The sequence below is a fragment of the Tropicibacter oceani genome, from assembly GCF_029958925.1.
GTDB lineage: Bacteria > Pseudomonadota > Alphaproteobacteria > Rhodobacterales > Rhodobacteraceae > Pacificoceanicola > Pacificoceanicola oceani.
Genome location: NZ_CP124616.1, coordinates 301,735 through 324,548 on the forward strand (window position 1 = coordinate 301,735; position 22,814 = coordinate 324,548).

The 22,814-nt window shown below is 64.0% G+C and carries 29 protein-coding genes; 13 read left to right on the forward strand and 16 right to left on the reverse strand.

All coding sequences use genetic code 11. From position 1 onward, the window contains the following. Positions 1 to 12: 12 nt before the first annotated feature. Complete coding sequence (locus QF118_RS01510; RefSeq protein WP_282300872.1) at positions 13 to 453, forward strand: NUDIX domain-containing protein; 441 nt, start codon at positions 13 to 15, stop codon at positions 451 to 453. Here the strand turns inward: QF118_RS01510 and QF118_RS01515 are convergent. From QF118_RS01515 to QF118_RS01525, 3 genes are all read right to left on the reverse strand, one after another. Next, complete coding sequence (locus tag QF118_RS01515) at positions 423 to 1,304, reverse strand: DMT family transporter (RefSeq protein WP_282300873.1); 882 nt, start codon at positions 1,302 to 1,304, stop codon at positions 423 to 425. The two genes, QF118_RS01510 and QF118_RS01515, sit on opposite strands and share 31 nt — an antisense overlap. A gap of 120 nt (positions 1,305 to 1,424) precedes the next feature. Then, positions 1,425 to 4,880 (reverse strand): chromosome segregation protein SMC, encoded by a 3,456-nt coding sequence (gene smc / locus QF118_RS01520; RefSeq protein ID WP_282300874.1) that lies wholly within the window; start codon positions 4,878 to 4,880, stop codon positions 1,425 to 1,427. A 128-nt stretch (positions 4,881 to 5,008) separates the two neighbouring features. Further along, entirely contained in the window at positions 5,009 to 5,386 is a 378-nt protein-coding gene (locus QF118_RS01525; RefSeq protein ID WP_282300875.1) for a hypothetical protein, read from the reverse strand. A 152-nt stretch (positions 5,387 to 5,538) separates the two neighbouring features. Here QF118_RS01525 and QF118_RS01530 point away from each other — a divergent pair, with 152 nt between their 5' ends. Beyond that, a complete protein-coding gene (locus QF118_RS01530; RefSeq protein WP_282300876.1) occupies positions 5,539 to 6,750 on the forward strand; it encodes a TsoY family (seleno)protein in 1,212 nt (403 codons plus the stop codon). Positions 6,751 to 6,826: 76 nt separating this feature from the next. Here the strand turns inward: QF118_RS01530 and QF118_RS01535 are convergent, their stop codons facing one another. The 6 genes from QF118_RS01535 to QF118_RS01560 form a co-directional block, all read right to left on the reverse strand. Beyond that, on the reverse strand, positions 6,827 to 7,636 hold the full coding sequence (locus QF118_RS01535) for a division plane positioning ATPase MipZ (protein ID WP_282300877.1): 810 nt from the start codon (positions 7,634 to 7,636) through the stop codon (positions 6,827 to 6,829). A 181-nt stretch (positions 7,637 to 7,817) separates the two neighbouring features. Then, a complete protein-coding gene (locus tag QF118_RS01540) occupies positions 7,818 to 8,381 on the reverse strand; it encodes a F0F1 ATP synthase subunit B (protein WP_282300878.1) in 564 nt (187 codons plus the stop codon). A gap of 5 nt (positions 8,382 to 8,386) precedes the next feature. Continuing rightward, positions 8,387 to 8,950, reverse strand: coding sequence for a F0F1 ATP synthase subunit B' (locus QF118_RS01545; protein ID WP_282300879.1), 564 nt, complete (start codon positions 8,948 to 8,950; stop codon positions 8,387 to 8,389). Positions 8,951 to 9,036: 86 nt separating this feature from the next. Further along, positions 9,037 to 9,261: a F0F1 ATP synthase subunit C gene (locus QF118_RS01550; RefSeq protein ID WP_005981269.1), complete on the reverse strand. Its 225-nt coding sequence runs from the start codon at positions 9,259 to 9,261 to the stop codon at positions 9,037 to 9,039. Between the two features lie 68 nt (positions 9,262 to 9,329). Continuing rightward, a complete protein-coding gene (locus QF118_RS01555; protein WP_282300880.1) occupies positions 9,330 to 10,097 on the reverse strand; it encodes a F0F1 ATP synthase subunit A in 768 nt (255 codons plus the stop codon). Further along, the gene (locus QF118_RS01560; protein ID WP_282300881.1) at positions 10,087 to 10,461 is read right to left on the reverse strand and encodes an AtpZ/AtpI family protein; all 375 of its coding nucleotides are present in this window, start codon (positions 10,459 to 10,461) and stop codon (positions 10,087 to 10,089) included. Before QF118_RS01560 ends, QF118_RS01555 begins: the two co-directional genes overlap by 11 nt. A 253-nt stretch (positions 10,462 to 10,714) precedes the next feature. Between QF118_RS01560 and QF118_RS01565 the strand changes: the two genes are divergently transcribed. Further along, positions 10,715 to 11,053: an ArsR/SmtB family transcription factor gene (locus tag QF118_RS01565; RefSeq protein WP_282300882.1), complete on the forward strand. Its 339-nt coding sequence runs from the start codon at positions 10,715 to 10,717 to the stop codon at positions 11,051 to 11,053. Between the two features lie 24 nt (positions 11,054 to 11,077). Here the strand turns inward: QF118_RS01565 and QF118_RS01570 are convergent, their stop codons facing one another. From QF118_RS01570 to QF118_RS01580, 3 genes are all read right to left on the reverse strand, one after another. Next, a complete protein-coding gene (locus QF118_RS01570; RefSeq protein WP_282300883.1) occupies positions 11,078 to 11,953 on the reverse strand; it encodes a DMT family transporter in 876 nt (291 codons plus the stop codon). After that, entirely contained in the window at positions 11,950 to 12,831 is an 882-nt protein-coding gene (locus QF118_RS01575) for a LysR family transcriptional regulator (RefSeq protein ID WP_282300884.1), read from the reverse strand. Before QF118_RS01575 ends, QF118_RS01570 begins: the two co-directional genes overlap by 4 nt. A gap of 223 nt (positions 12,832 to 13,054) precedes the next feature. After that, complete coding sequence (locus QF118_RS01580) at positions 13,055 to 13,300, reverse strand: hypothetical protein (protein ID WP_282300885.1); 246 nt, start codon at positions 13,298 to 13,300, stop codon at positions 13,055 to 13,057. Between the two features lie 400 nt (positions 13,301 to 13,700). Between QF118_RS01580 and ffh the strand changes: the two genes are divergently transcribed. The 10 genes from ffh to rimM all read left to right on the forward strand — a co-directional run bounded on the left by ffh (position 13,701) and on the right by rimM (position 19,025). Next, a complete protein-coding gene (gene ffh, locus QF118_RS01585; protein ID WP_282300886.1) occupies positions 13,701 to 15,212 on the forward strand; it encodes a signal recognition particle protein in 1,512 nt (503 codons plus the stop codon). Continuing rightward, complete coding sequence (locus tag QF118_RS01590; RefSeq protein ID WP_282300887.1) at positions 15,213 to 15,746, forward strand: GNAT family N-acetyltransferase; 534 nt, start codon at positions 15,213 to 15,215, stop codon at positions 15,744 to 15,746. After that, on the forward strand, positions 15,743 to 16,270 hold the full coding sequence (locus tag QF118_RS01595) for a GNAT family N-acetyltransferase (protein ID WP_282300888.1): 528 nt from the start codon (positions 15,743 to 15,745) through the stop codon (positions 16,268 to 16,270). The genes QF118_RS01590 and QF118_RS01595 overlap by 4 nt, the downstream gene beginning before the upstream one ends. Next, entirely contained in the window at positions 16,267 to 16,842 is a 576-nt protein-coding gene (locus tag QF118_RS01600; RefSeq protein WP_282300889.1) for a GNAT family N-acetyltransferase, read from the forward strand. Before QF118_RS01595 ends, QF118_RS01600 begins: the two co-directional genes overlap by 4 nt. Further along, positions 16,839 to 16,991, forward strand: a complete 153-nt coding sequence (locus tag QF118_RS01605; RefSeq protein ID WP_282300890.1) for a hypothetical protein — start codon at positions 16,839 to 16,841, stop codon at positions 16,989 to 16,991. The genes QF118_RS01600 and QF118_RS01605 overlap by 4 nt, the downstream gene beginning before the upstream one ends. Next, on the forward strand, positions 16,991 to 17,593 hold the full coding sequence (locus QF118_RS01610) for a GNAT family N-acetyltransferase (protein ID WP_282300891.1): 603 nt from the start codon (positions 16,991 to 16,993) through the stop codon (positions 17,591 to 17,593). Before QF118_RS01605 ends, QF118_RS01610 begins: the two co-directional genes overlap by 1 nt. After that, positions 17,580 to 17,885, forward strand: coding sequence for a chorismate mutase (locus QF118_RS01615; protein ID WP_282300892.1), 306 nt, complete (start codon positions 17,580 to 17,582; stop codon positions 17,883 to 17,885). The genes QF118_RS01610 and QF118_RS01615 overlap by 14 nt, the downstream gene beginning before the upstream one ends. Positions 17,886 to 17,924: 39 nt before the next feature. Further along, complete coding sequence (rpsP, locus tag QF118_RS01620) at positions 17,925 to 18,305, forward strand: 30S ribosomal protein S16 (RefSeq protein ID WP_282300893.1); 381 nt, start codon at positions 17,925 to 17,927, stop codon at positions 18,303 to 18,305. 68 nt (positions 18,306 to 18,373) lie between these two features. After that, entirely contained in the window at positions 18,374 to 18,526 is a 153-nt protein-coding gene (locus QF118_RS01625) for a hypothetical protein (protein WP_282300894.1), read from the forward strand. Then, positions 18,519 to 19,025, forward strand: a complete 507-nt coding sequence (gene rimM, locus QF118_RS01630) for a ribosome maturation factor RimM (protein WP_282300895.1) — start codon at positions 18,519 to 18,521, stop codon at positions 19,023 to 19,025. The genes QF118_RS01625 and rimM overlap by 8 nt, the downstream gene beginning before the upstream one ends. Before the next feature lie 53 nt (positions 19,026 to 19,078). Here the strand turns inward: rimM and speB are convergent, their stop codons facing one another. The 4 genes from speB to QF118_RS01650 are packed head-to-tail and all read right to left on the reverse strand — an operon-like array spanning position 19,079 to position 22,747. Beyond that, the gene (gene speB, locus QF118_RS01635; RefSeq protein ID WP_282300896.1) at positions 19,079 to 20,044 is read right to left on the reverse strand and encodes an agmatinase; all 966 of its coding nucleotides are present in this window, start codon (positions 20,042 to 20,044) and stop codon (positions 19,079 to 19,081) included. Between the two features lie 48 nt (positions 20,045 to 20,092). Beyond that, complete coding sequence (locus QF118_RS01640) at positions 20,093 to 20,968, reverse strand: C40 family peptidase (RefSeq protein ID WP_282300897.1); 876 nt, start codon at positions 20,966 to 20,968, stop codon at positions 20,093 to 20,095. Continuing rightward, entirely contained in the window at positions 20,965 to 22,350 is a 1,386-nt protein-coding gene (locus tag QF118_RS01645) for a leucyl aminopeptidase family protein (RefSeq protein WP_282300898.1), read from the reverse strand. Before QF118_RS01645 ends, QF118_RS01640 begins: the two co-directional genes overlap by 4 nt. Before the next feature lie 58 nt (positions 22,351 to 22,408). Then, positions 22,409 to 22,747, reverse strand: a complete 339-nt coding sequence (locus QF118_RS01650) for a hypothetical protein (RefSeq protein ID WP_282300899.1) — start codon at positions 22,745 to 22,747, stop codon at positions 22,409 to 22,411. Between the last annotated feature and the right edge of the window lie 67 nt (positions 22,748 to 22,814).

A 22,814-nucleotide genomic window follows, 5' to 3' on the forward strand; every position in this document is an offset into this window, starting at 1 on the left:
AGGAAGAGGCCCATGCCCAGTCCGCGACTTGCCGCCCGCGCCGTGATCCTGCATGAAAACCGGTTGCTGTTGGTCAACGCCTGGCCGGGCGCCAAAGGCGATCTGTGGTGCGCCCCCGGCGGTGGGGTCGAACGCGGCAGCAGCCTGTCCGACAATCTCGCGCGCGAGGTCTTTGAGGAAACCGGGTTGCGGATCAAGGTCGGCGCACCCTGCCTGGTCAACGAATTTCACGATCCCGCGGGCAGCTTTCACCAGGTCGAAGTGTTCTTTCGCGCCAGCATCACCGCCGGGACGCTGTCGGACGATTGGAAAGATCCCGAAGGCATCGTCGACCGCCGGCGGTTCTTTTCACGCGCCGAGGCGGCGCGGCTGAAACTGAAACCGGACAGCCTGCCGCGGATCGCCTGGGGCGCAGGCTTTGCCTATGACCCCCTCGAAGCCATCGTCAGATAGCGCGGCCCCAACACCGACAGGGCCACGCCGCCCAGGATCACCAGCGCCGCAATGGCGAACTTCGCCGTCAACGCTTCGCCCAGGAACACGACACCGCCCAACAGCGCGATGGGCGGCACGGTCAGCTGCACCACCGCCGCCACCGATGACGGCAGCTCCGGCAGAACCCGATACCAAAGCGCATAGCCCAACCCCGAGGCAACAGCCCCGCTTGCCACCGCAAGCCAGACACCGCGCCCGCCGGCCAGAACCTGTTCGGTCGCGATCGGCGCGCTGCCCATGGCCAGAAAGATCAGCGGCAGGGCGACACTGGCCAGCAGAAAATTTGCCGCCGTATCCGCGAGGGGATCGGCGCTGCCCTTCCCGACCAGCGAATACAGCCCCCAGCCAAGGCCCGCGACGACCATCATGGCCAGCGCGATCTGGGACTGGGCGATCTCTTGCCAGGGCCAGACCAGGTAGATCAGCCCGGCCAGCGCCATGACGGCACCCAAAGCACGCAAGGCTGGCAAGGCCTCGCGCAGCAGCACCGCGCCGGCGAACATCGTCACCTGCACGGTTCCGAACAGAACCAGCGCGCCCAGACCGGCATCCATTCCCAGGTAAGCGTAGGTAAAGCCGATGATGTACAGGACAAGTCCCAGAACGCTGGCCGCGCGGCGCAGGCTGAACAGAGCCACCCTGCGGCCGGTGGCAAGGCAAAGCCCCAACAGGATCAGCGCGCCGGAGGCCAGGCGGATCAGGCCGAACAGCTCGACACTCAGCCCCGCCCCGGCCACACCGGCCCGGGTCAGTACGGAATTGGCGGCAAAGGCCACCATGGTCAGGGTCGTCAAGACAAACAGGCGCATGGGCCCTGTCTAGCGCGGCAATCGGACGGCGACCAGCACAAGCATCGCCCGATCACGAAAGCGCCAACGGGACGGTGGGCGGGGCGATGTTCCGCCAGGAACAAGCGCCGTGCAGCGGCCTCAGGCCACCAGCTTTTCGGCCACTTTCAGGTCAACGGACACCAGTTGCGAAACACCCTGTTCCTGCATGGTCACGCCGAACAGGCGGTCCATGCGCGCCATGGTGACCGCATGGTGGGTGATGCACAGGAACCGCGTGTCGGTGCGGCGGCACATCTCGTCCAGCATGTCGCAGAACCTCGTGACGTTGGCATCGTCCAGGGGGGCGTCGACCTCGTCCAGAACGCAGATCGGAGCCGGGTTCGCCAGGAACACCGCAAAGATCAGCGCCAGCGCGGTCAGCGTCTGTTCCCCGCCGGACAGCAGCGACAGTGACGACAGTTTCTTGCCCGGCGGCTGGCACATGATCTCAAGCCCGGCTTCCAGCGGGTCATCGCTTTCGACCATGACCAGGTTCGCCTCGCCGCCCCCGAACAGGTGGGTGAACAACATCGAAAAATTGCTGTTCACCTGCTCAAAGGCGGTCAACAGCCGTTCGCGGCCCTCGCGGTTCAGGCTGGAAATCCCGTTGCGCAGGGTCTTGATCGCCTCTTCCAGGTCGGCTTTTTCGGTGACCAGCTCGTCGTGCTCCTCCTGGACTTCCTTGGCGTCTTCCTCGGCCCGCAGGTTCACCGCCCCCAAGGCGTCGCGCTGGCGTTTGAGCCGGCCGACCTCGGCCTCCATCTGATCGGCGGCGGGCATCTCCGAGGGATCGGTGGCAAGGCTTTCCAGCAGCTTGGCCGGGGTGGTTTCCTGGTCTTCCTGAATGCGCTCGGCGGCGGCGGTCACGGTTTCCCGGGCGGCCTCGGCGCGGGCTTCGGCGGCGGCGCGGGCCTCGCGGGCTTCGCCGGCCAGCCGCTCGGCGTCACGTTCATTCGAAATCGCCTCGCGCAGGGCGCTTTCGGCGCTCGACAGGGCGTCGGCGGCCTCGGCGCGGCGGGTCTCGGCGCTTTCGATCTGATAGGACAGCTCTTCACGCTTGCTTGCCAGTTCGGCCGGAACCTCCGAGGCCTGCGCCAGATCCTGTTCCGCCTGCACCTTGCGTTCCGCCAGTTCCCCGGCGCGCTTTTCGGCGGTTTCAAGGCGGTGACGCCAGCCCGACAATTCCTTGGTCACCTGCTGGCTGCGCCCCTTGCGGGCCTCGCCTTCGCGGCGCAGTTCGTCATGGGCCGACCGCCGCGACATCATCGTCATACGCGCCGCCTCGACCGTCATCTTGACGTCCTCGACCTCAAGCCGCGCGGTCTCCAGATCGTCCAGCCCCGCCAGTGCGCGCTCTGCCTCAAGCAGTTGGCCACGGGCGGCACCAGCTTCGTCCTCGTGGCGTTTGACCGCAAGCGAGGCGCTTTCCAGCTTGGCCTCGGCCATGTCGCGATCAGCCTCGGCCCGGTTAAAGGCGCGGGCGGCCTGGGTCAGTTCCTGGTCAGCCTCGCGGCGGGCCTCGCGCGCGGCTTTGTCGGCGCGGGTCAGGTCGGCCAGCCGGGCGGTCAGTGCCTCGTGCGCGGCGCGGGTGCCGTCCAGGCGGGCGGTGGCGGCGGCCATTTCCTGCTTGAGCGCCTCAAGCCGGTTCAACTGCTCCAACCGCAGCGCCGCGGCCGAGGGTTGATCCTCGGCCCAGGCCCGGAACCCGTCCCAGCGCCACAGGTCGCCCTCAAGACTGACCAGCCGTTGGCCCGGTTGCAGCAGCGGTTGCAGCCGGTTGCCTTCGTCCGAGGATACAAGCCCGATCTGCCCCATGCGGCGGCTCAGCACGTCGGGCACCGAAACGTGCTGCGACAGCGCGGTGACCCCCTGCGGCAGCGGCTGATCCTTGTCATACGCCGGCAGCACCGCCCAGCCGGTGGGGCCGTCTTCTTCGACCTCGGGGGCGCGCAGATCGTCGGCCAGCGCCGCGCCAAGCGCCTTTTCAAAGCCCTGCTCGACCTGCAACCGGTCAAGAATCTGACCACCCTCGGCGGTATCGCGGTCCAGCAGCCGGGCCAGCGCCGTGACTTCGGCGCGCAGGGCATTGGTCTCGCCTTCGGATTCCGAGCGCTCGGCGCGGGCGTCTGCCTCGCGGGCCTGGGTTTCGGCCCGCGCTGCTTCGGCATCGGCCAGGACACGTTCGGCCCGTTCGGCCATGGCCTGCGCGCGTTCCTGGCGGTCCTGCGCGGTTTCTGACGACAGCCGGCTTTCGGCCAGCGCGGCCTTGGCGGCATCCACGGTTTCGCGGGCGCGTGCCGCTTCGGTTTCGCTGCGTTCCAGGGTCTTGCGACAATCGGCCAGGTAGCGCTGCGCTGACTGGTGGCGCGCGGCCAGGCGGGCAACGTCTTCGGTCTGTTGACCCAGATCGGCCTCGCGTTCCTGCAGGACGGTCGCGGCCTCGCGCGCGGCCTCGGCGGCCTCGGCCAGCTTGTCGTCATGGCCCTCGGCGGCCTTGGCCAGTTCGCGGGCCTCCCATTCCAGGCGCTCGATTGTTTCTCCGGCGTCGCGGTTCAGGCCAGCCTCGCGCTCCATGTCGCGGGTCAGCTGTTCGATCCGGCCCGTCAAGGTCCTGATGCGGTCCTCGGCCTGGGTTTCCTGATCGGCAAGGGTGTCGCGCTGCACGCTGAGCCGTTGCAGGATCGCGGCGGCAATTGCCTCTTCCTCGCGCAGCGGTGGCAGGGCGTCCTCGCGCGATTGCCTGACGGCCGCGCCATCGCGGGCCAAAGCCTCGGCCTTGGCGGCCTGGGTGATCCGGCTGCGCAACAGCTCGTCGGCGGTCTGGCGGGCTTCGTCAGCTTCGCGCCAACGGCGGTACAGCAACATGCCCTCGGCGCGGCGAAGCTCTTCTCCGATGGCGCGATAGCGAGCGGCCTGGCGGGCCTGGCGGGCCAGTTGGCCCAGCTGCCCGGCCAGCGCTTCGATCACGTCATCGACGCGCAGCAGGTTTGCCTCGGTGTTCTTCAGCTTCAGCTCGGCCTCGTGACGGCGCTGGTACAGACCGCCGATCCCGGCCGCATCCTCAAGCACCTTGCGGCGGTTCTTGGGCTTGGCGTTGATCAGTTCCGAAATCTGCCCCTGCCGGACCAGCGCGGGGGAATGCGCCCCGGTCGATGCATCGGCAAACAGCATCTGCACGTCGCGGGCGCGGGTGTCCTTTGAGTTCACCTTGTAGGCGCTGCCGACGTCGCGGGTGATGCGGCGGACGATTTCCAGCTGGTCGCTGTCGTTGAACCCGGCGGGGGCAAGCCGGTCACTGTTGTCGATGGTCAGGCAGACCTCGGCAAAGTTGCGGGCCGACCGCGACGCGGCACCGGCAAAGATCACGTCCTCCATGCCGCCGCCGCGCATCGCCTTGGCGCGGGTTTCGCCCATGACCCAGCGCAGCGCTTCGAGCAGGTTGGATTTGCCGCAGCCGTTCGGACCCACGACTCCGGTCAGACCGTCGGCGATCGTCAGGTCCGTCGGATCCACAAAGCTTTTAAAGCCGGTCAGTCTGAGCTTGGTAAACCGCAAAAACGCTGCCCCGATTCCATTGGTGCGGGAAAGACTGGCGCTTTGGTCAGGGTTCTGTCAACCGACCAACCGCTTCATATGGGTTCGGGCACTGACTTCTCCACAAGATATTGCGATTTTTCTTGGGGTCACGACTTGAAACAGGTCATGGATCCTTGCAGCAGGCCGCCCCGGCCTTGCAGGTCGATCAGGTCGCAATACAGCATTCTGGGCCGTTTGGGGCGTTTTGGGGGGCGTTCGCCATCACACGACAGGCCGATCAGCATCATCGCTGGATCGCCCTCGACCCAGGCGGCATGACAGCCGGTTTCGATCTGTGTGGCAATGGCGGCCCGGCGCGCGACATTTTCGAATCGCGGCAGCATCTCGGGCGATGTCCGGATTACCTCGGCCATGTTTTCGCGCAGGCGCAGCGTGAACCGCGACCCTTCGTAAGTGACCTCGCGGGCGTCGACCCCACGAAAGCCAGGCCCGGCGGTGTCGCAGGCCATCAGAGGCAACAGCATGAGGAATGTCAAAAAGCGCATCCCTTAGTGTCCCGCGATCAGGGTTACCAAACGTTTAACCGCTTTGGTCTGGCCCAAAAGTTTTGCTTTACATTCCAACTATCGAATGTATATAACATTCCGTAGTTGGAATATTTATATCGGAGGCCAAAATGGCTGCAACGCAAACCCGTCCGGCGGACAGCTATTCGCCGATCTACTTCCTCGCCTCGCTGGGCGCAGGGGGGATTACCGTGACGTTCTTCATGTTCCTTATGTTCTGGGTTCCCCACCCCGCCGCGCCGGTGCCCGTCTTCGAAGACATCGCCGCAGCCTGGAGCAGCGGCAGCCTGCCTATGCAGGCCGGGATCGCCATCGCGGTGGTGGGCATCGCCTATTTCGCCTTTCTGAACATCAAGTCGCTGATCTGGAACCTGAACGCCTATGCCGCGTTCAAACGGACCCCGGCCTATGAAACGCTGCGCAATTCCAACGCCGAAAGCACCCTTCTGGCGATGCCGCTGGCCATGGCGATGACCGTGAACGCCCTGTTCATCGTCGGCCTGGTCTTTGTGCCCAAATTGTGGAGCATCGTCGAATACCTGTTCCCGATGGCCATGGTCGCCTTTGCCCTGATCGGCTGGATCGCCTTCCGCCTGATTGGTGAATTCCTTGGCCGCGTGCTGTCCAAAGGGGGCCTGTTCGACGTCACCGCGCACAATTCCTTTGCGCAGCTGACCCCGGCCTTTGCCATCGCCATGGTCGCTGTCGGTTTTTCGGCCCCCGCCGCCATGAGCACGGCGCCCGCAACCGTGGCTGTGTCGTTGATTGCCTCGACCGTGCTGGGCGTCATCGCGATCCTTTACACGATCCTTGCGGCAACCACGGCCGTCACCTCGATGCTGCACTATGGCACCGCCCGCGAAGCAGGCCCGACCCTGATGATCATCGTTCCCATCGTGACCGTGCTGGGCATCATGTTCATTCGCCAGGACCACGGGCTGCACACCACCTTTGACGCGCATGGCAATGCCGGGGAAACCATGGTTTTCCTTGCCCGCCTGCTGTCGATCCAGGTCGCCTTTCTTGGGCTGGGTGCCGTGGTTCTCAAGGCGCAGGGGTATTTCAACGACTTCGTCATCGGGTCCAAAACCTCGCCCGGGTCCTATGCGCTGGTCTGCCCCTTCGTGGCCTTTTCGGTGATGATGCAGTTCTTCATCAACAAGGGGCTGGTGGCCGCGGATGTTGTGACCAAGTTCGGCACCGCCTATTGGGTCGTGACCGCCATTGCCATCGCGTCGCAACTGGTCGCCGTCTGGCTGGTGCTTCGCCTGAACCGGCAGCACTTTTCCAAAAGCGCCGCTGTCGCCGTTCCGGCCGAGTAACCCCCGTACCTCTGTCTGAACAAAACAAAGGCCGGATCCTACGATCCGGCCTTTTTCATGCGCGCAAAGGGCGGGGTCAGAACCTGACCTCGACCCCCGGCAATTTCAGCGCCTTGATCAGATCGCGCAATTCCTGCCGCGCCGCGACGTTCGAGATGTTCAACTGCTTGACACCCACATCCTTGAGATCCAGCAAGGTCAACCCGCGCGGGAAAAGTTCGCGAAAGATCACGCGCTCGGAAAACCCCGGCGCGGTGCGGAAACCAATGCGTTTGGACAGGCGGACCAGCGCGTTTTCCATCTTCATCTTGTTGACCATCTGCTGCGCCCCCAGTCGGTTGCGCAAGACGATCCAGTCGATCGGCTTCAGCCCGGCCTGCGCGCGCAGCTGACGGGCGCTCCAGACCATTTCGGAATAGACCGACGGGCCAAGGATCTTTTCGCCATCGCCATCGACCCGCGCCAGCAGGTCAAAATCGACAAAGCTGTCGTTCAGCGGCGTGATCAACGTATCGGCCAAGGAATGCGCCACCTGCGAAAGCCGCGTGTGCGACCCGGGGCAGTCGATCAGGATGAAATCCGATTTCGGCTCCAATTCGGCCACGGCCTGGCTAAGCCGGTGGTCAAAGGCGTTTTCGCCCGGGGCCAATGTGGCGCTGTCGACTTCGGGCAGTTCCACGTGGTTGGGGCTGGGCAGATCCATGCCCATCTTTTCCAGATGCGCGCGGCGGTTTTCCATGTATCGGCCCAGGCTGCGCTGGCGCAGGTCCAGGTCAAGCGTGCCGACACGGTGGCCCAATCGCGCAAGGGCTGTCGCCACATGCATCGACACGGTGGATTTCCCCGCGCCGCCCTTTTCGTTCCCGACAACGATGATATGTGCCACGTCGTGCCCCTTTTTCATCCCACATATCTGCCTGTGGAAGATCGCTCAAACAGTATCTTGTGTGCGCCGTCAAGAAAAGGATGGGGCAAATGCTTTGGCAAATTGCGTGTCCCGACAGCCGCACGGCAAAAGGCCCGACGCAAGCGCCGGGCCCTTTGAATTCCAGTGTGGTCGCGGCCGCTTAGTGCAGCTTGGCGCCCACTTCGCCAATGGCGTCGTCGATCAGCTTGCCCGCGTCCTTGGCGGTCATCTGAGCGGCAACAACATCCTGCGCGGCGGCAATGGCCACCGAAGCAGCGCGATCGCGGACTTCCTTGATGGCACCGGCCTGAGCCGAGGCAATCTGCGATTCAGCAGCCGCAAGACGACGCTGGATCGAGGCTTCGATATCGGCCTTGGCCTGGACAGCGGCCAGCTCGGCCTCTTCCTTGGCGTGGGCCACGATGCGGTCTGCCTGCGCTTTGACTTCGTGCGACTTGCGCTCGTAGCTGGCCAGCAGGGTCTGGGCCTCTTCGCGCAGGGCGCGCGCTTCGTCCAGTTCGTTGCGGATGTCCTCGGCCCGTTTGTCCAGCAACTTGGCCAGCATGCCGGGAACCTTGAAGTAGAACAGGACCGCAATGAACAGCAAGAAGCCCAGCAGCACGACAAAGTCCGTGTTGCCCAGCGAGAAGAACGGCCCGCTGGCGGCAAATGCCGGGGACGCGGTGAAGCCAGCGAGGGCGGCGGGAAGGATCAGCTTGCGCATTCGATTTACCCCTTTACCCGGCTGGCAACAGCCGCTGCGATTGCCTTGGCATCGGCCTTGCCGCCCAGGGCAGCAACGATGGCCTCGGCCGTGTCCTTGGCGACCTCTTCGACGGCACCCATGGCAGATGCCCGGATGTCTTCGATGGCCTTTGCAGACTCGGCTGCCTTGGCAGAAATCTGTTCGTCAGCCTTGGCCAGAGCAGCATCAAGGTCGCCCTTGATTTCATCACGCGTCTTTTGCGCGATGGCCTGTGCCTCGGCCTTGGCATCCGCCAGTGCCTTTTCATAAGCAGCTTCGGCATCAAGTGCCTTGCGCTTCAGCTCTTCGGCGGCTGCGATATCGTTGGTGATTGTCCCCTGACGTTCGGCCAGAACCGAGGCAATCCTCGGAAGCGCGATACGCGAAAGAACAAAGAAGATCACCACAAGAGTGATAACCAGCCAGAAGACCTGGTTGGGAATCCATTCGCCGCAAAGCTGCGGCATCCCGATGGCGGAGCCATGAGAGTCCGTGCAGGCGCTTACAGCTGCTGCTGCATGCTCTGCCCCGTGGGTTTCGGTCGCCATGTCGCTCTCCGTCGAAACGTGGTCTCTACATCGGGCGGCCTAACAATGGCCAAGCCGCCCGCGCGTAAGGATCGGTGTTCCGTGGATTAGACGGCGAACATCAGCAGCAGCGAAACGAGGAAGGCGAAGATGCCCAGCGCTTCTGCGAATGCGATGCCGATGAACAGGGTGGCCGTCTGCGAAGCAGCTGCCGAGGGGTTGCGCAGTGCGCCGGCAAGGAAGTTGCCTGCAACGTTGCCAACCCCGATTGCGGCTGCGCCGGAACCGATTGCTGCCAGGCCTGCGCCGATGTGTGCGAGATCGCCTTCCATGTGAATTCTCCTTACGATTGGAAGTTGAGGTAGATGCGGTAGGGTGGGGTCCAGCCCCACCGCTTCCATTAGTGATGCGGGTGAAGTGCGTCCTTGAGGTAGACGCAGGTCAGAATGGTGAAAACGTAGGCCTGAATGAAGGCCACGAGGATTTCCAGACCGTACATCGCGGTGATGGCGACAACGGACAGCGGGCTGATGGCGGCAATGGCCGCAAAGCCTGCGAAAACCTTGATGACGGCATGGCCTGCCATGACGTTGCCGGCCAGACGAATGCTGTGGCTGACGGGGCGCACGAAGTACGAGATCAGTTCGATGATCGCCAGGATCGGACGCAGCGCCAGCGGTGCCGACGACACCCAGAACAGGCCCAGGAAGGACGCGCCGTTCTTGACAAAGCCAAGGATGGTCACGGTCAGGAACACCGCCATGGCCAGAACCACGGTCACCGCGAAATGCGACGTGGTGGTAAAGGACATCGGCAGCAGGCCAAGGAAGTTGGCGACGACGATGAACATGAACAGGGTCATGATGTAGGGGAAATACTTCAGTCCGTCCTTGCCGGTGACGTCTTCGACCATCTTGTGGACAAAGCCATAGGCGAGTTCGGCAATCGATTGGCTGCGGGTCGGGATGACCGCGCGGCGCGACGTGCCGATCACCATCAGGCCGACGATCGCCAGAATGGCCAGGAAAAGCCACAGCGTGACGTTGGTGATGGTGAACATGCCGACAAGGCCGTCACCGAAAAGCGGCTTTACGATGAACTGGTCCATCGGGTGAAAAACAAGGCTGCTGCTTTCTGCGGCCTCTGCACCATGCGTCTCAGTCGCCATTCTTGTCCCCTTCGTTGGCCCCCGGCTTGCGGGTGGCCCCTTCGACGTCTCCGCCCAGCTGGGCGATCTGTTGTTTCTGGATCTCGGCCGCGCTGCGCAGCATCACCTTGATGCCTGCGGCGATCCCCAGCAATGTGAACAGCACCATGAGGAACGGGGTGGTGCCAAGCACCATGTCCAACGCGTATCCGATGCCAAAGCCGATCCCGAGACCGGCCACCATTTCCGTCACCATCCGCCAGGCCAGGTTGGCCTGAGAGTAGTGCTCTTCCTGGTGTGCCTTGCCTTGCGCTCCGGCCTTCTTGACCGCTGCAATCCGGGCTTCCAGCTCTTGCAGCTTGTCCTTCGGATCAACGTCGCTCACGCAAAACACCCCTTTCAGAGAGTTGAGTGGTTGCTAAGCCGAGGGCGCGCCTGAGTCAACAACAGGTTAAGGGGCGCGGAACAGAACGTAAGTGACTGAATTAAAAAGAAACACTTCCAACGCCGCCAGGCAAGGTCATTCCGTCGCAGCGGGGATTTGGGCCCAATCCGCCGCTTTGGCATATTCAACGATCTGGTTGAGTTTTCATGCAGCACCCTTGACCCCTGCCCCGCAACCGTCCTTATGAGCGGTGATGACCGACCGCCTCGACACCGTCTTTGCCGCCCTTGGCGATGCCACCCGCCGCCGCATCCTTTCGATGCTGCTTGAGGATGACATGGCCGTCACGGACGTGGCCGAACCCTTTGACATGTCGCTGGCCGCGATTTCCAAACACCTGACGGTGCTGACCAACGCCGGGCTGATCAGCCAGGAAAAGCGCGGCCGGGTGAAATGGTGCAAACTGGAACCCGACGCACTGCGCGACGCTTCTGTCTGGATGCAGGGCTTTGGTCAGTTCGAGCCGGTCAATCTGGACGCCTTCGAACGGTTTCTGGCCCAGGAACTGCCCGATCACGCCGACGATCCATAGGCCAGGGTTCCACCCCGGCGCCCCCTATTCACGCAGCAGCATCACCAGGGCCAGCACCGTCAGCCCGACCCCGGGCAGCACCAGCGCGGGTGGCACGCCCTTGCCCAGACCGATTTCCCAAAGGATCACCCAACTGGGTGTCAGGTAGGTATAGGCCATGACCTTGGCCGATGGCAGGCGCAGCGTGGCATAGCGCAGGATCAGGAATGTCACCCCCGTCGCCGGCAGGGCCACATAGACCAACGTCACCCAGACGATGGGCGGCAGCGCCGACCAGTCGGTGGCCAGCAAGGGCCCAAAGGCCCAGATCCCCAGCAGTACCGCCCCGGCCGTCAGGATCGCCGCCGTGAACCCCAGGGCGGGTTCGCCCCGGTTCAGCCTGCGCAGCAGCGGCGAATACAGGGCATGGGCGATGCAGCCCCAGAAATAGACCGTTTCCCCCCGGCCAACCTCAAAACCGCGCAGCGCCGCCACGTTGCCGTCAAAGATCACCCACAACGCGCCCGCTCCGCCCACGGCAATGGCCAGCGCCATCCATCCTGTCGTGATCTGCCGCAGGACGACATAGCCAAAGACCGCCGTCAGCGCCGGGTTCAGGGTAAAGACCGCCGACATGCTGACCGGCGACGCGGTCTTGAGACCCTCGAACATGGTGACGAAATAGATCGCAAACAGGCCAGCCAGCAGCCCATAGCGCCAGGGCGCCCGAAACACCTGCCGGGTGATCCCGTTTCCCGCCCAGGCCAGCCCCCACAGCGACAGCGCCGCAATGGCAAAGCGCACAGCGTTCATCACCGCAGGGTCGATGAAGGGCGCTGCCAGGCCGCCCAGTGAAAAGGATCCTGCGACCAGGGCCGAGAAACAGAACATCGCAAGATGCCCCTTTCCCGCCTCGGTCATCTGGCGGACCCTTCGCCGGTGTAATCCTTGAGATGGCTCAGAAAGGCCTGCACCTTGGCCGTGCGATGCAGATCGACATGGGTGACCAACCACAGCGGCGAGGTCCATTCCTCGCGCGGCGGCATGACCTGGACCAGTTCGGGAAACTGTGTCGCCTCGCGTGCGCCCATGAACCCGATCCCGGCCCCCGCGAGGATCGCGCGCTCCATCACGCGGCTGTCGGTCGTGCGGAACACGATATTCGCGGTGGGCACGGCATCGCGCAACCAGCGCAGAAAGGGTGCGCGATTGTCCAGGTTGTCGTGTCCGACGAAAAAGTGGTCCTGCAGAGCCTCGGCGGTTTCGGGCAGACCGTGCCGGGCGACATAGTCCTTGCTGGCGTACATCGCGATGTCCTGCCGGGCAAAGGGCTGGACCACGTTGTCGGGCTCTTCTGGCTGCTTCCCGGCGCGCAGGGCGACGTGGGCCTCGCCATATTCCAGGCGGAATACCCGGTCATCGGTCAGGTAGCGCACGGTCACATCCGGATAGGCCTGCCGAAAGGACGTCAGCGCCCCGACCATCAGCGGCGCAAAGGCCACGAGCGAGGTCACCAGCAATTCGCCCGACACATCGCTGCCGCGCCCCTTGATTCGCCCTTCGAGCTGATGGAACTGCTCGTCCGTGGTCTGGGCGACGCGCAGCAGATCCTGGCCGGCCTCTGTTGCCGTATAGCCACGGGCGTGGCGCTGGAACAGCTTTACGCCCAGCCGGGCCTCCAGTGCATCAATATGACGAATCACCGTCGCATGATGCACGCCAAGGATGTCGGCAGCCCCGCTGACCGTGCCCTGCCGCGCCACGTGAAAGGCCGTCCTGACCTCGTCCCAGTTTTCCATATGCCTGCCTCGCCCTGCTGTATGACCGGCGCATCATCGCCGCCCCGGGCGGGGGAATACAAGTCCATCCGGCATGGCGGGACTGTCCACGCTTTCAGCCGCCGCGGTACAGGCCGGAGGCTGAAAACAAAATTGCCGGCCACCTTCTTCAGGTTGCCGGCAACAGTGCTGGGCGCGGTCAGGAAAGACCGCAACCCTTTATTCTTATGGCCGTAGCCCGAGCTTACGGGGTGCCGGTCGAGGACGACGAGTCGCCATCGTTGGCAGCTGCCAGAGCGCCGACGACAACCAAGCCGCCGATCACGGCCAGAGCCGTGCCAACGCCACCGGCTGCGGAAGAGCTGGAAGCAGCAACTTCAACCGGAACGTAGGGGTCGGTTTCGGTTTCGGCGGTGTCGCCGTACATGCCAGCCATTGCGGTGCTTGCGGACAGGGCGACCGCTGCGGTCGCCAGGATGAATTTGTTCATGGTAAAACTCCGTTAGAGACGATTGGTCGCCAAGTTAGCAACTTCCACAAAAAAATACAAAAGTAAAACCGGGAAATCCAGCCAATGCCGGACAACCGGCAAGATTGTTCTCATACTGCATCATTTTAAGCGCGCGCGCACCGGTGATTTCGCATCGCTGCCTTTGAAACAAGCATGATCGGGCTGACAAACTTGACTTTGCCCGCCGATCGCCGTACCCCCGCGCAAACCTTCCGGGAGTCTCTGTGTGCTTCCGGTCCCATGGGCCTTGCCCGGGATCGCCCTCCGTCAGCGCGTTGCGCCCACGGGGGCGCTCGTGCGTTGACTGATGGGGTTTGAGATACAGGCCGCGCGTCCCTAGCTAAGACGCATCAGGATCAGAAAAGGAGGGGCTTCCCTCATGTTTGAAAATCTCTCGGAACGCCTTGGCGGTGTCTTTGATCGCCTGACCAAACAGGGCGCGCTGTCGGCCGATGACGTCAAGACCGCGCTGCGCGAAGTGCGCGTGGCGCTGCTTGAGGCGGACGTATCGCTGCCCGTGGCCCGGGACTTCGTGAAGGCCGTGGAAAAGAAGGCCACCGGCCAGGCCGTGACCAAATCGGTTACCCCCGGTCAGCAGGTCGTCAAGATCGTCCATGACGAATTGATCGCTGTTCTGGCAGGCGAGGGCGAGCCCGGCACGCTGAAAATCGATTCCGCCCCCGCCCCGATCCTGATGGTCGGCCTTCAGGGTGGCGGCAAGACGACGACCACCGCCAAGCTGGCCAAGCGCCTGAAAGAGCGGGACGGCAAAAAGGTGTTGATGGCCTCGCTGGACGTGAACCGCCCGGCGGCCATGGAACAGCTGGAAATCCTTGGCAAGCAGATCGGCGTCGACACCCTGCCCATCGTCAAGGGCGAAAACCCCGTCGCCATCGCCAAACGCGCCAAGACGCAGGCGGCCCTGGGCGGCTATGACGTCTATATGCTGGACACCGCCGGTCGCCTTTCCATCGACGAAGAGCTGATGGCCCAGGTCGAAGCGGTCCGCGATGTCGCCAATCCGCGCGAAACGCTGCTGGTGGTCGATGGCCTGACCGGCCAGGACGCGGTGCACACGGCGGAAAACTTTGACCAGCGCATCGGAATCACCGGCGTTGTCCTGACCCGGATGGACGGCGACGGACGCGGCGGTGCGGCCCTGTCCATGCGTGCCGTCACCGGCAAGCCGATCAAGTTCGTCGGCCTTGGCGAAAAGATGGACGCACTGGAAACCTTCGAGCCCGAGCGGATCGCAGGCCGTATCCTTGGGATGGGCGACATCGTTTCGCTGGTCGAAAAGGCGCAACAGACGCTTGAAGCCGAGCAGGCCGAGCGCATGATGAAGCGTTTCGCCAAGGGTCAGTTCAACATGAACGACCTCAAGATGCAGCTTGAACAGATGATCAAGATGGGCGGCATGGAGGGCATGATGCAGATGATGCCCGGCATGGGCAAAATGGCCAAGCAGGTCGGCGACGCGGGTCTTGACGACAAGGTGCTGAAACAGCAGATCGCCCTGATCAACTCGATGACCAAGAAAGAGCGCGCCAACCCGCAGCTGCTTCAGGCCAGCCGCAAGAAACGCATCGCGGCCGGGTCGGGCATGGAGGTCGCCGACCTCAACAAGCTGCTGAAAATGCAGCGCCAGATGTCCGACATGATGAAGAAGATGGGCAAGATGGGCAAAGGCGGCATGCTGAAACAGGCCATGAAAGGCATGTTCGGCAAAGGCGGAATGCCTGCCGACATGGCTGGCATGGACCCGTCGCAGATGGACCCCAAGGCGCTGGAAGCGGCGGCCAAGCAGCTGGGCATGGGCGGCAAGATCCCCGGCCTTGGCGGCGGCGCAGCCCTGCCCCCGGGCCTGTCGGGCTTTGGCAAGAAAAAGTAAATGCCCGCGCCCACGCTTCATACCTCGCGCCTGACGCTGCGCCCCCATGTCCTGAGCGACATGGACCCGTTCTGGGAATTTCACCAGAGCGACCGGGCGAGCTATGTCGGCGCGCCCAAGACCCGCACCCATCAGTGGTACGGTCTGGCGTCCGAGGTGGGCAGCTGGGACATGATGGGCCATGGCGGCTGGGGCGTGGATACAAAGGCCGGGCAGTTCGTTGGGCAGGTGGCAATCACCCAGCCCCCACATTTCCCCGAACGCGAAATCGGCTGGACCCTGTTCGATGGCGTCGATGGCCGCGGATATGCCTTTGAGGCGGCTTCGGCAGCGCTGACCTGGGCCTGGGGTCAGGGGTTTGAAACCCTTGTCTCTTATATCCACCCGGACAACGCCCGTTCCATTGCCCTGGCCACGCGGCTGGGCGCGCAGCACGATGCGCAGGCCGAATTGCCGACCGGGGAAACCGCGGCGGAAACGCTGGTCTATCGCCACAGCCCCGACACCGACGGCAGTCCGGAGGCCTACGCATGAGCCTTACGCAAGCCCCCCGTCTGGAAACCGACCGCCTGATCCTGCGCGGCCCCGAAAAGCGTGACGCCGAGGCGGTCATGGGTTTTCTGCTGGATCACGACCGCGCGGCCGGCTTCGGCAGCTCGCCCAATCGCGGCGATGCGTGGCGTTGGTTCAATCTGAACGTCGGGCACTGGCATTGGCACGGCTATGGCTATTTCACCATCGAGGACAAGGCGACCGGCGGGGCCGCTGGCATCAGCGGCATCTGGTTCCCCGAATCCTGGCCCGAGCCTGAACTGGGCTGGGTGGTTTTCGACGGCTACGAAGGCAAAGGCATTGCCTTTGAGGCGGCACAGCGCGCGCGGCAGTGGGCCTATGACGATCTGGGATTCACCACGCTGACCTCGAACATCGTGCCGTCGAACACCCGCTCCAAAGCCCTGGCCACCCGCCTTGGCGCAACCTACGAGCGGACATACCACAACGAAAACATGGGCGAAGACGAGCTGTGGCGCCATCCGGGACCGGAGGCGCTGGCATGACCTTGACGCCCTGCGAACAGCACCGCCCCGGCCCCGGCGCCCGCACTGCCGCCCGGCTGTGCGGCAAGGTACCGGTGATCGACACCCGCCGCCTGCAACTGCGCGGCCCGCGGATCTATGATTTCAAGGTCTACGCCAAGATCTATGAATCCGACCGGTCGATCCTGATGGGCGGCCCCTTTACCCGCGAAGAGGCTTGGCAAGAGTTCACCAATTATACCTCGCTCTGGCTGCTGCATGGCCACGGGCTGTGGACCATCGACGCGCTGACGACGCCGTCGGCGGGCTTTGTCCTGCTGGGCTATGAATGGGACGACCCCGAGGCCGAGCTGGGCATTTTCCTGTCCGAAGAGGCCGAGGGGCAAGGCTATGCTCAAGAGGCGCTCGAGGCGGCGCGCGACCATGCCTTTGAGGCGCTGAAATGGGACAGTGTCGTGTCCTATGTGGCGCCCGACAATGATCGGTGCATCCGCCTGATGGAACGCGTCGGCGCCAAGCGTGACAGCGCCGCCGAGGCGATTCACGAAGAAGACACGCTGGTCTACCGGCATCACGCGGGGGGCATGGCATGACCGACACCGTAAGCCGCCTTTGGCCCCAGCACGCCGACCACCTGACCGCGCGCGGTCCTTGCGCCTTGCTGCGCGGGGACGCTCCCTTTGACCTTGGCGTTGGCGTTGGCGATCTCCGCCGCCATCCCCCTGTGCAGGAGGCCGTGTAATGGGCCATCGCGACATTCCCGTCCTTGAAACCAAGCGCCTGGTCCTGCGCGGCCCCGTGCCCGAGGATTACTCGGCCTTCAAGGCAACCTTTGCCAGCTATCGGTCCCGTTTCATGGGCGGGCCGCTGAATGCCTATGAGACCTGGATGCTGTATGCCGCCGAAATCGGTCATTGGGAAATTCGCGGCTATGGCATGTGGATGGTGCACGACAAGCAGACCGGTGAAACCGTCGGCATGGCCGGTGGCTGGTTCCCCGCCATGTGGCCCGAGCGCGAAATCGCCTGGATCATCTGGCCCGACAAGGTCGGACAGGGCTATGCCCTGGAGGCGACCGACCGCGTGCGCCGCTTTTTCTTTCACGATCGCGGGTGGGAAACCGCCGTCAGCTATATCGACCCCAAGAACCTCGATTCGATCCGGCTGGCCGAACGCCTGGGCTGCAAGAAAGACCCCGAGGCAAAGACCGTCGACGGCAATGACGCAGTCTATCGCCACCCGACACTGGCGCAGCTGCAAAGCCAGCTGGGCCACGGGATCGACATGGAAATCGCACACTACCAGGACCCGCTGTTCAAACCGAAAGGCTATGCAATTGACTGAGAACGCTGTCTCCCGTGCTGCCGAGCTGCTCAAAGAGCACCGCGAGTCGATCGACCGTCTGGACGCGATCCTCGTCTTTACGCTGGCCGAGCGGTTCAAACACACACAGGCCGTGGGCGTCCTCAAGGCGCAGCACGATCTTCCCCCATCCGACCCCGCGCGCGAGGAAAATCAGATCGCGCGGCTCCAGGATTTGGCTCTCCAGGCCGACCTAGACCCGGAATTCGCCAAGAAATTCCTGAACTTCGTCATTCAGGAAGTCATCCAGCACCACAAGCAACACCAATCCTGACGGCATTGCCGTCAACCTGCCATTCAAAGGAGAAAACCAATGGCTATCAAAATCCGTCTCGCCCGTGGCGGCTCCAAAAAGCGCCCCTTCTACCGCATCGTTGCTGCCGATTCGCGCATGCCGCGTGACGGCCGTTTCGTCGAAAAGCTGGGCACCTACAGCCCGCTGCTGCCCAAAGACAGCGAAGACCGCGTCAAGATGGACGTCGAGCGCATCCAGTACTGGCTGGGCCAGGGCGCGCAGACCACCGACCGCGTCGCACGCTTCCTCGAGGCCGCTGGCGTGACCGCCAAGACCGAGCGCGCCAACCCCAAGAAGGGCGCACCGGGCAAGAAAGCCCAGGACCGCGCTGAAGAAAAGGCCGCCAAGGCCGCCGCAGCTGCAGAAGCTCCGGCCGATGAAGAGGCTTCGGCAGAATAATCTGACCGATTGGCCCACCCCGGCGGACAGCCCACCTGTCCGCCGGGGTACCTGACCGATGAGGCCAAATGTTTCGTCCCGTCCGCCTTGTCGTTCTCTTGATGATCGCCTTTGTTGCGGGCATCTTCTTTGAGCGCAATTCCCAGGCCGAAGCCTGCGCGGCACTGGGCGGGGATTGGCGCATCGGGATCTGTTCCGTCAAAGGGGATGCACATGAGTGATCTGGTCTGCGTTGGTGCCTTCTCGGGCGCGTTCGGCGTGCACGGCGAAGTCCGCCTGAAAAGTTTTACCGCCGACCCCCTGGCGATTGCCGACTACGCCCCCCTCACGCTTGAGGATGGCAGCGGCAGCTATGACATTCAAATCACACGCGAAATCAACAACGGTTTTGCCGCCCGCGTGACCGGCATCGCCACCAAGGAACAGGCGGACGCCCTGCGCGGCACGCGCCTGTTCGCCCCGCGCGACCGGCTGCCGTCGCTGCCGGACGATGAATATTACCATGCCGACCTGATCGGCGTTGCGGTTTTCGATGCGGGCGGCGCCCCTTTGGGCACGGTGAAATCGGTCCAGAACCACGGCGCCGCCGACCTGCTGGAGCTGGCCATCCCGGGGCAAAGCAAGACCGTGCTGCTGCCCTTTACGATGGCGGTGGTGCCAACCGTCGACCTAGCGGCGGGGCGCATCGTCGCAGATCCGCCCGAAGGGCTGTTCGACTAGGGCGACCTGCCCCGGACCTGCTCCGGGGCCTCATCGCCCGAGGTTCTTCCGGATCACGTCCGGGACGGGGACAGCATCGCGCACAGTATTTCGAACATGATCGACACGCCCAGAAAGGCCGTCCCGCCCGAGGCATCGAAGGGCGGCGACACTTCGACCATGTCGGCCCCCGCGATATCCACCCCGTAAAGTTCGCGGCAGACCTGAAGCGCCTGAAAGCTGTTCGGCCCGCCCACTTCGGGCGTGCCTGTGCCGGGGGCAAAGGTCGGGTCGACGAAATCGATGTCATAGCTGACATAGGTCGGGGCCTGGCCCACGATCTTGCGCGCTTCGGCCATGACATCGGGAATGCCGCGGTCAAACAGCTCTTCTATCGTGACGATGCGGATGCCGGCCGATTTGGCAAACTCGCGATCTTCGGTGTCGTACATGGTGCCGCGAATGCCGATCTGGATCACCCGCCCGGGGTCCAGCAACCCCTCTTCGACGGCGCGCCGGAAGGGTGTGCCATGGGTGTACATCGTGCCGCCAAAATAGGAATGGAACAGGTCGGTGTGGCTGTCGAAATGGATCATGCCAAGCGGGCCCCGTTTGGCCAGCGCCCGCAGGATCGGCAGCGATGTCAGGTGATCCCCGCCCGCGGTCAGCGGCCGGATTCCGGCGGCAACCAGCCCGTCATAAAACCCGGTAATCCGTGTCATCGAATCCTGGATATCCGCCGGGTTCGGCCCCACGTCCCCCAGATCGGCGCAATTGACCATTTCAAAGGGGCGCATGCCATTCACCGCATGTTGCGCACGGATCATGGTCGAGGCATCGCGCAGCTGGCGCGGCCCGTGGCGCGGGCCGGGGCGGTTGGTGGTGCCGCTGTCCCATGGCACGCCGACAAGGCCGATCTGCACATCCGCAAAGCGCGGGTGCGATGGCGGCACATGTGGCAACCGCATAAAGGTCGGAACGCCCGCGAAACGGGGCAGATCGAAGCCTGAAACCGGGTGAAAGAAGCTGTCCGACGTCATGTTCTGATCCTTGTTGCTGTGAATGCGGGAATGTCCGACCAAGCTGCGTCAGCCCAGCGCCGGCAGGCGGGCATGGCGTGTCACCGGGCCGTCGCCCTGGACGGCGATGCGGGCCACGGCGTCCCTGATCGGCTCGTAGGCGACCGCCATGTGGTGGGCGTTGGCGTGCAGCAGGGTATCCCTGTCCACCGCCATCGCGACATGGCCTTTCCAGAAGAACAGGTCGCCCGCCCGCGCGGGGGAATCGGGTGGCATGGTCTCGCCAAGGGCGTCCTTTTGCAGGTCGCTGTCGCCGGGACAGGGGTGACCACAAGCCAAAAGCGCCGCCTGCACCAGACCGGAACAGTCGATCCCAAAGGCGGAATTGCCGCCCCAGACATAGGGCGTGCCCAGGTACATCCGCGCCACCTGGACCGGGTCGGGCAGAAAGGGTTGCAAGGGGCGCAAATGGCGGCTTGGCATCCAGTTGGTCCAGAGTTTGCCCGGATCCTCCGGGAACCGCACGGCAACGCCGGACCAGTCTTCGCGCTCTTCGATCACCTCGACGAAGGATCCAAAGGACAGATCGAATATCGGCTCATAGGTTTTCAGGTCAGGCGTTGCCTTGAGATAGCTGCGAATGGCCGCCAGCGTGTGGGTCGGCTGGCGAAAGGCGGCATGCAGCGCATCATTGGCGATATAGCCGGTGTAGCCGTCCTTTTGCGCAAAGCCAAAGCTGTGGTCATCCCCCCTGTCCAGCACGCAAAAGGGCTCTCCGAACAGCAGCTCCCTTTCGCGTTTGCCGCCCGGCTTGTCCAGCAACGGCACCTTGCCGCCTGCCACCTGCGCCCAGGTGCCATCGGTAAACCGCGCCGCCTGAACCTGCCCTTCAAGCGAGCTGTGGGCGACCTGCCCGTTGGACCAGAGCAAACGGCGATCGGTCATAGCCCCAACACTTTGGGCAAGGCCGCAAGGATGGCGCGCCCGCCCTGGCCAAAGCCACCCTTGCTGCGCCCCGGAGCGGCGCTGGGTTGCCACGAATAGATGTCGAAATGGGCATAGGATTTGGCCCCGGCCGTGAACCGGCGCAGGAACAATGCGGCGGTGATGGCACCGGCAAAGCCGCCCTTGGGCGCGTTGTCCAGATCGGCGATGCCCGGTTCGATCAACGCCTCGTAGGGGTCGTGGAACGGCAGGCGCCAGACCGGGTCGGCCGCCTGACCGGCGGCGTCGGCCAGCGCCCGGGCCAGCGTTTCGTCATCGGTAAAGAAAGGCGCGATATCCGGCCCCACCGCGACGCGGGCGGCACCGGTCAGCGTGGCCAGCGAAAGCATCAGATCGGGCGCCTCCTCGGCGCCGTAGACCAGCGCATCGGCCAGCACCAGCCGCCCTTCGGCGTCGGTGTTGTTGATCTCGACCGTCATGCCGTTGCGCGCGGTCAGGATGTCCTGCGGCCGGAAACTGTTGCCGGACACGGCGTTTTCGACGGCGGGGATCAGGACCCGCAGTTGCACCGGCAAGCCCAGCGCCATGATCATCCGGGCCAGGCCAAGCGTGTTGGCCGCGCCGCCCATGTCCTTTTTCATCAACCCCATCGACGCACCGGGTTTCAGGTTCAACCCGCCCGTGTCAAAGCAGACCCCCTTGCCGACCAGTGTCAGTTTCGGACCGCTGTTGCCCCAGCGCATGTCGATCAGCCGCGGCGCCTGCTCGGCGGCGCGGCCGACCGCATGGATCATCGGCAGGTTTGCCTGAAGCAGGGAATCGCCCGTCGTGACCTCGATCGCGGCACCAAAGGCCCCGGCCAATTCCCGTGCGGATTTTTCCAGTTCGGCCGGGCCCATGTCATTGGTGGGGGTGTTCACCAGATCGCGGGTCAATGCCTCGGACGCGGCAAGGATTTCCAGCCGCGCTGCATCGACCCCCGCCGGGGCGACAAGCCCCGCGCAGCTGGGCGCGTTGTCGTGATAGCGGGAAAAGCCGTAGCCGGCCAAAAGCCAGCCCAGCGCCTCGGTCTCGAGCCGGTCATCGGGCAGATCATTGGCCAGGCGATAGTCCCCCGGCGCAAGCGCGGTGGCCGCCGCCGCAAGGACGAACCGTTGGCGCGCCCGCTGCGCCGCAGTGCCATAACCGGCAAGCGCCGCCCTGGGCGTGCCGTCCGGCCCCGGCAGCATCAGGGTCGCGCCCATGCCTGCAGAAAATCCGCTGGCCTTGACCCACTGGCGGGTAGGATCGTCCTGCCCCTCCAGCCAGGGCTCTAAACCGTCCGGTTCAAGCACGAACAGCGGCAAGGCATCGGTGTCGGAAGAGGCAAAAGTCAGGGGCATCGGTCATCCTATGAACAGTTGCCGCCAGCCTAGACTGGCCATCGGCAACCGCAAGGGGTCAGACCGAAAACTCCTGCAGGTCCCACAGCATGGCAAGCGATCCTTCCCCCATCCGGGCCAGTCGCGCCATGGTCGCGGCCTCGGCCACGCGATCGCCGAATTCGATGCAGATCATCACGTCACGCGCCACCTTGGACAGGCTTTGCAGCCCGATCTGGTCGGCGATCGCGCTGAGGGCGCGCAGCCCCTTGTGCAGGTCTACCCTTGGCCCGCGATTGGACTGTTCCTGAACCTGGCACAACCGTTGCGCCAGATCTTCCATGGCGCGGCAGACGACATCCTCGGCGGCGTGCAGCCCCAGGTCGTTGCGCAGCGTTTCGATTTGCCCCTGCTCCACGCGCGGTCTTTCCGCTGGCGCCAGATAAGTAACCTCTTTCACGTCTCACCCCATTTGGTTTTTGCCC

Coding starts and splice junctions, on each gene's coding strand:
- QF118_RS01510 (WP_282300872.1), top strand. CDS start 13: ATGCCCAGTCCGCGACTTGCCGCCCGCGCCGTGATCCTGCATGAAAAC.
- QF118_RS01515 (WP_282300873.1), bottom strand. CDS start 1,304: ATGCGCCTGTTTGTCTTGACGACCCTGACCATGGTGGCCTTTGCCGCC.
- QF118_RS01525 (WP_282300875.1), bottom strand. CDS start 5,386: ATGCTGTTGCCTCTGATGGCCTGCGACACCGCCGGGCCTGGCTTTCGT.
- QF118_RS01530 (WP_282300876.1), top strand. CDS start 5,539: ATGGCTGCAACGCAAACCCGTCCGGCGGACAGCTATTCGCCGATCTAC.
- QF118_RS01540 (WP_282300878.1), bottom strand. CDS start 8,381: ATGCGCAAGCTGATCCTTCCCGCCGCCCTCGCTGGCTTCACCGCGTCC.
- QF118_RS01545 (WP_282300879.1), bottom strand. CDS start 8,950: ATGGCGACCGAAACCCACGGGGCAGAGCATGCAGCAGCAGCTGTAAGC.
- QF118_RS01550 (WP_005981269.1), bottom strand. CDS start 9,261: ATGGAAGGCGATCTCGCACACATCGGCGCAGGCCTGGCAGCAATCGGT.
- QF118_RS01555 (WP_282300880.1), bottom strand. CDS start 10,097: ATGGCGACTGAGACGCATGGTGCAGAGGCCGCAGAAAGCAGCAGCCTT.
- QF118_RS01565 (WP_282300882.1), top strand. CDS start 10,715: ATGACCGACCGCCTCGACACCGTCTTTGCCGCCCTTGGCGATGCCACC.
- QF118_RS01570 (WP_282300883.1), bottom strand. CDS start 11,953: ATGACCGAGGCGGGAAAGGGGCATCTTGCGATGTTCTGTTTCTCGGCC.
- QF118_RS01575 (WP_282300884.1), bottom strand. CDS start 12,831: ATGGAAAACTGGGACGAGGTCAGGACGGCCTTTCACGTGGCGCGGCAG.
- QF118_RS01580 (WP_282300885.1), bottom strand. CDS start 13,300: ATGAACAAATTCATCCTGGCGACCGCAGCGGTCGCCCTGTCCGCAAGC.
- ffh (WP_282300886.1), top strand. CDS start 13,701: ATGTTTGAAAATCTCTCGGAACGCCTTGGCGGTGTCTTTGATCGCCTG.
- QF118_RS01590 (WP_282300887.1), top strand. CDS start 15,213: ATGCCCGCGCCCACGCTTCATACCTCGCGCCTGACGCTGCGCCCCCAT.
- QF118_RS01595 (WP_282300888.1), top strand. CDS start 15,743: ATGAGCCTTACGCAAGCCCCCCGTCTGGAAACCGACCGCCTGATCCTG.
- QF118_RS01600 (WP_282300889.1), top strand. CDS start 16,267: ATGACCTTGACGCCCTGCGAACAGCACCGCCCCGGCCCCGGCGCCCGC.
- QF118_RS01605 (WP_282300890.1), top strand. CDS start 16,839: ATGACCGACACCGTAAGCCGCCTTTGGCCCCAGCACGCCGACCACCTG.
- QF118_RS01610 (WP_282300891.1), top strand. CDS start 16,991: ATGGGCCATCGCGACATTCCCGTCCTTGAAACCAAGCGCCTGGTCCTG.
- QF118_RS01615 (WP_282300892.1), top strand. CDS start 17,580: ATGCAATTGACTGAGAACGCTGTCTCCCGTGCTGCCGAGCTGCTCAAA.
- rpsP (WP_282300893.1), top strand. CDS start 17,925: ATGGCTATCAAAATCCGTCTCGCCCGTGGCGGCTCCAAAAAGCGCCCC.
- QF118_RS01625 (WP_282300894.1), top strand. CDS start 18,374: ATGTTTCGTCCCGTCCGCCTTGTCGTTCTCTTGATGATCGCCTTTGTT.
- rimM (WP_282300895.1), top strand. CDS start 18,519: ATGAGTGATCTGGTCTGCGTTGGTGCCTTCTCGGGCGCGTTCGGCGTG.
- speB (WP_282300896.1), bottom strand. CDS start 20,044: ATGACGTCGGACAGCTTCTTTCACCCGGTTTCAGGCTTCGATCTGCCC.
- QF118_RS01640 (WP_282300897.1), bottom strand. CDS start 20,968: ATGACCGATCGCCGTTTGCTCTGGTCCAACGGGCAGGTCGCCCACAGC.
- QF118_RS01645 (WP_282300898.1), bottom strand. CDS start 22,350: ATGCCCCTGACTTTTGCCTCTTCCGACACCGATGCCTTGCCGCTGTTC.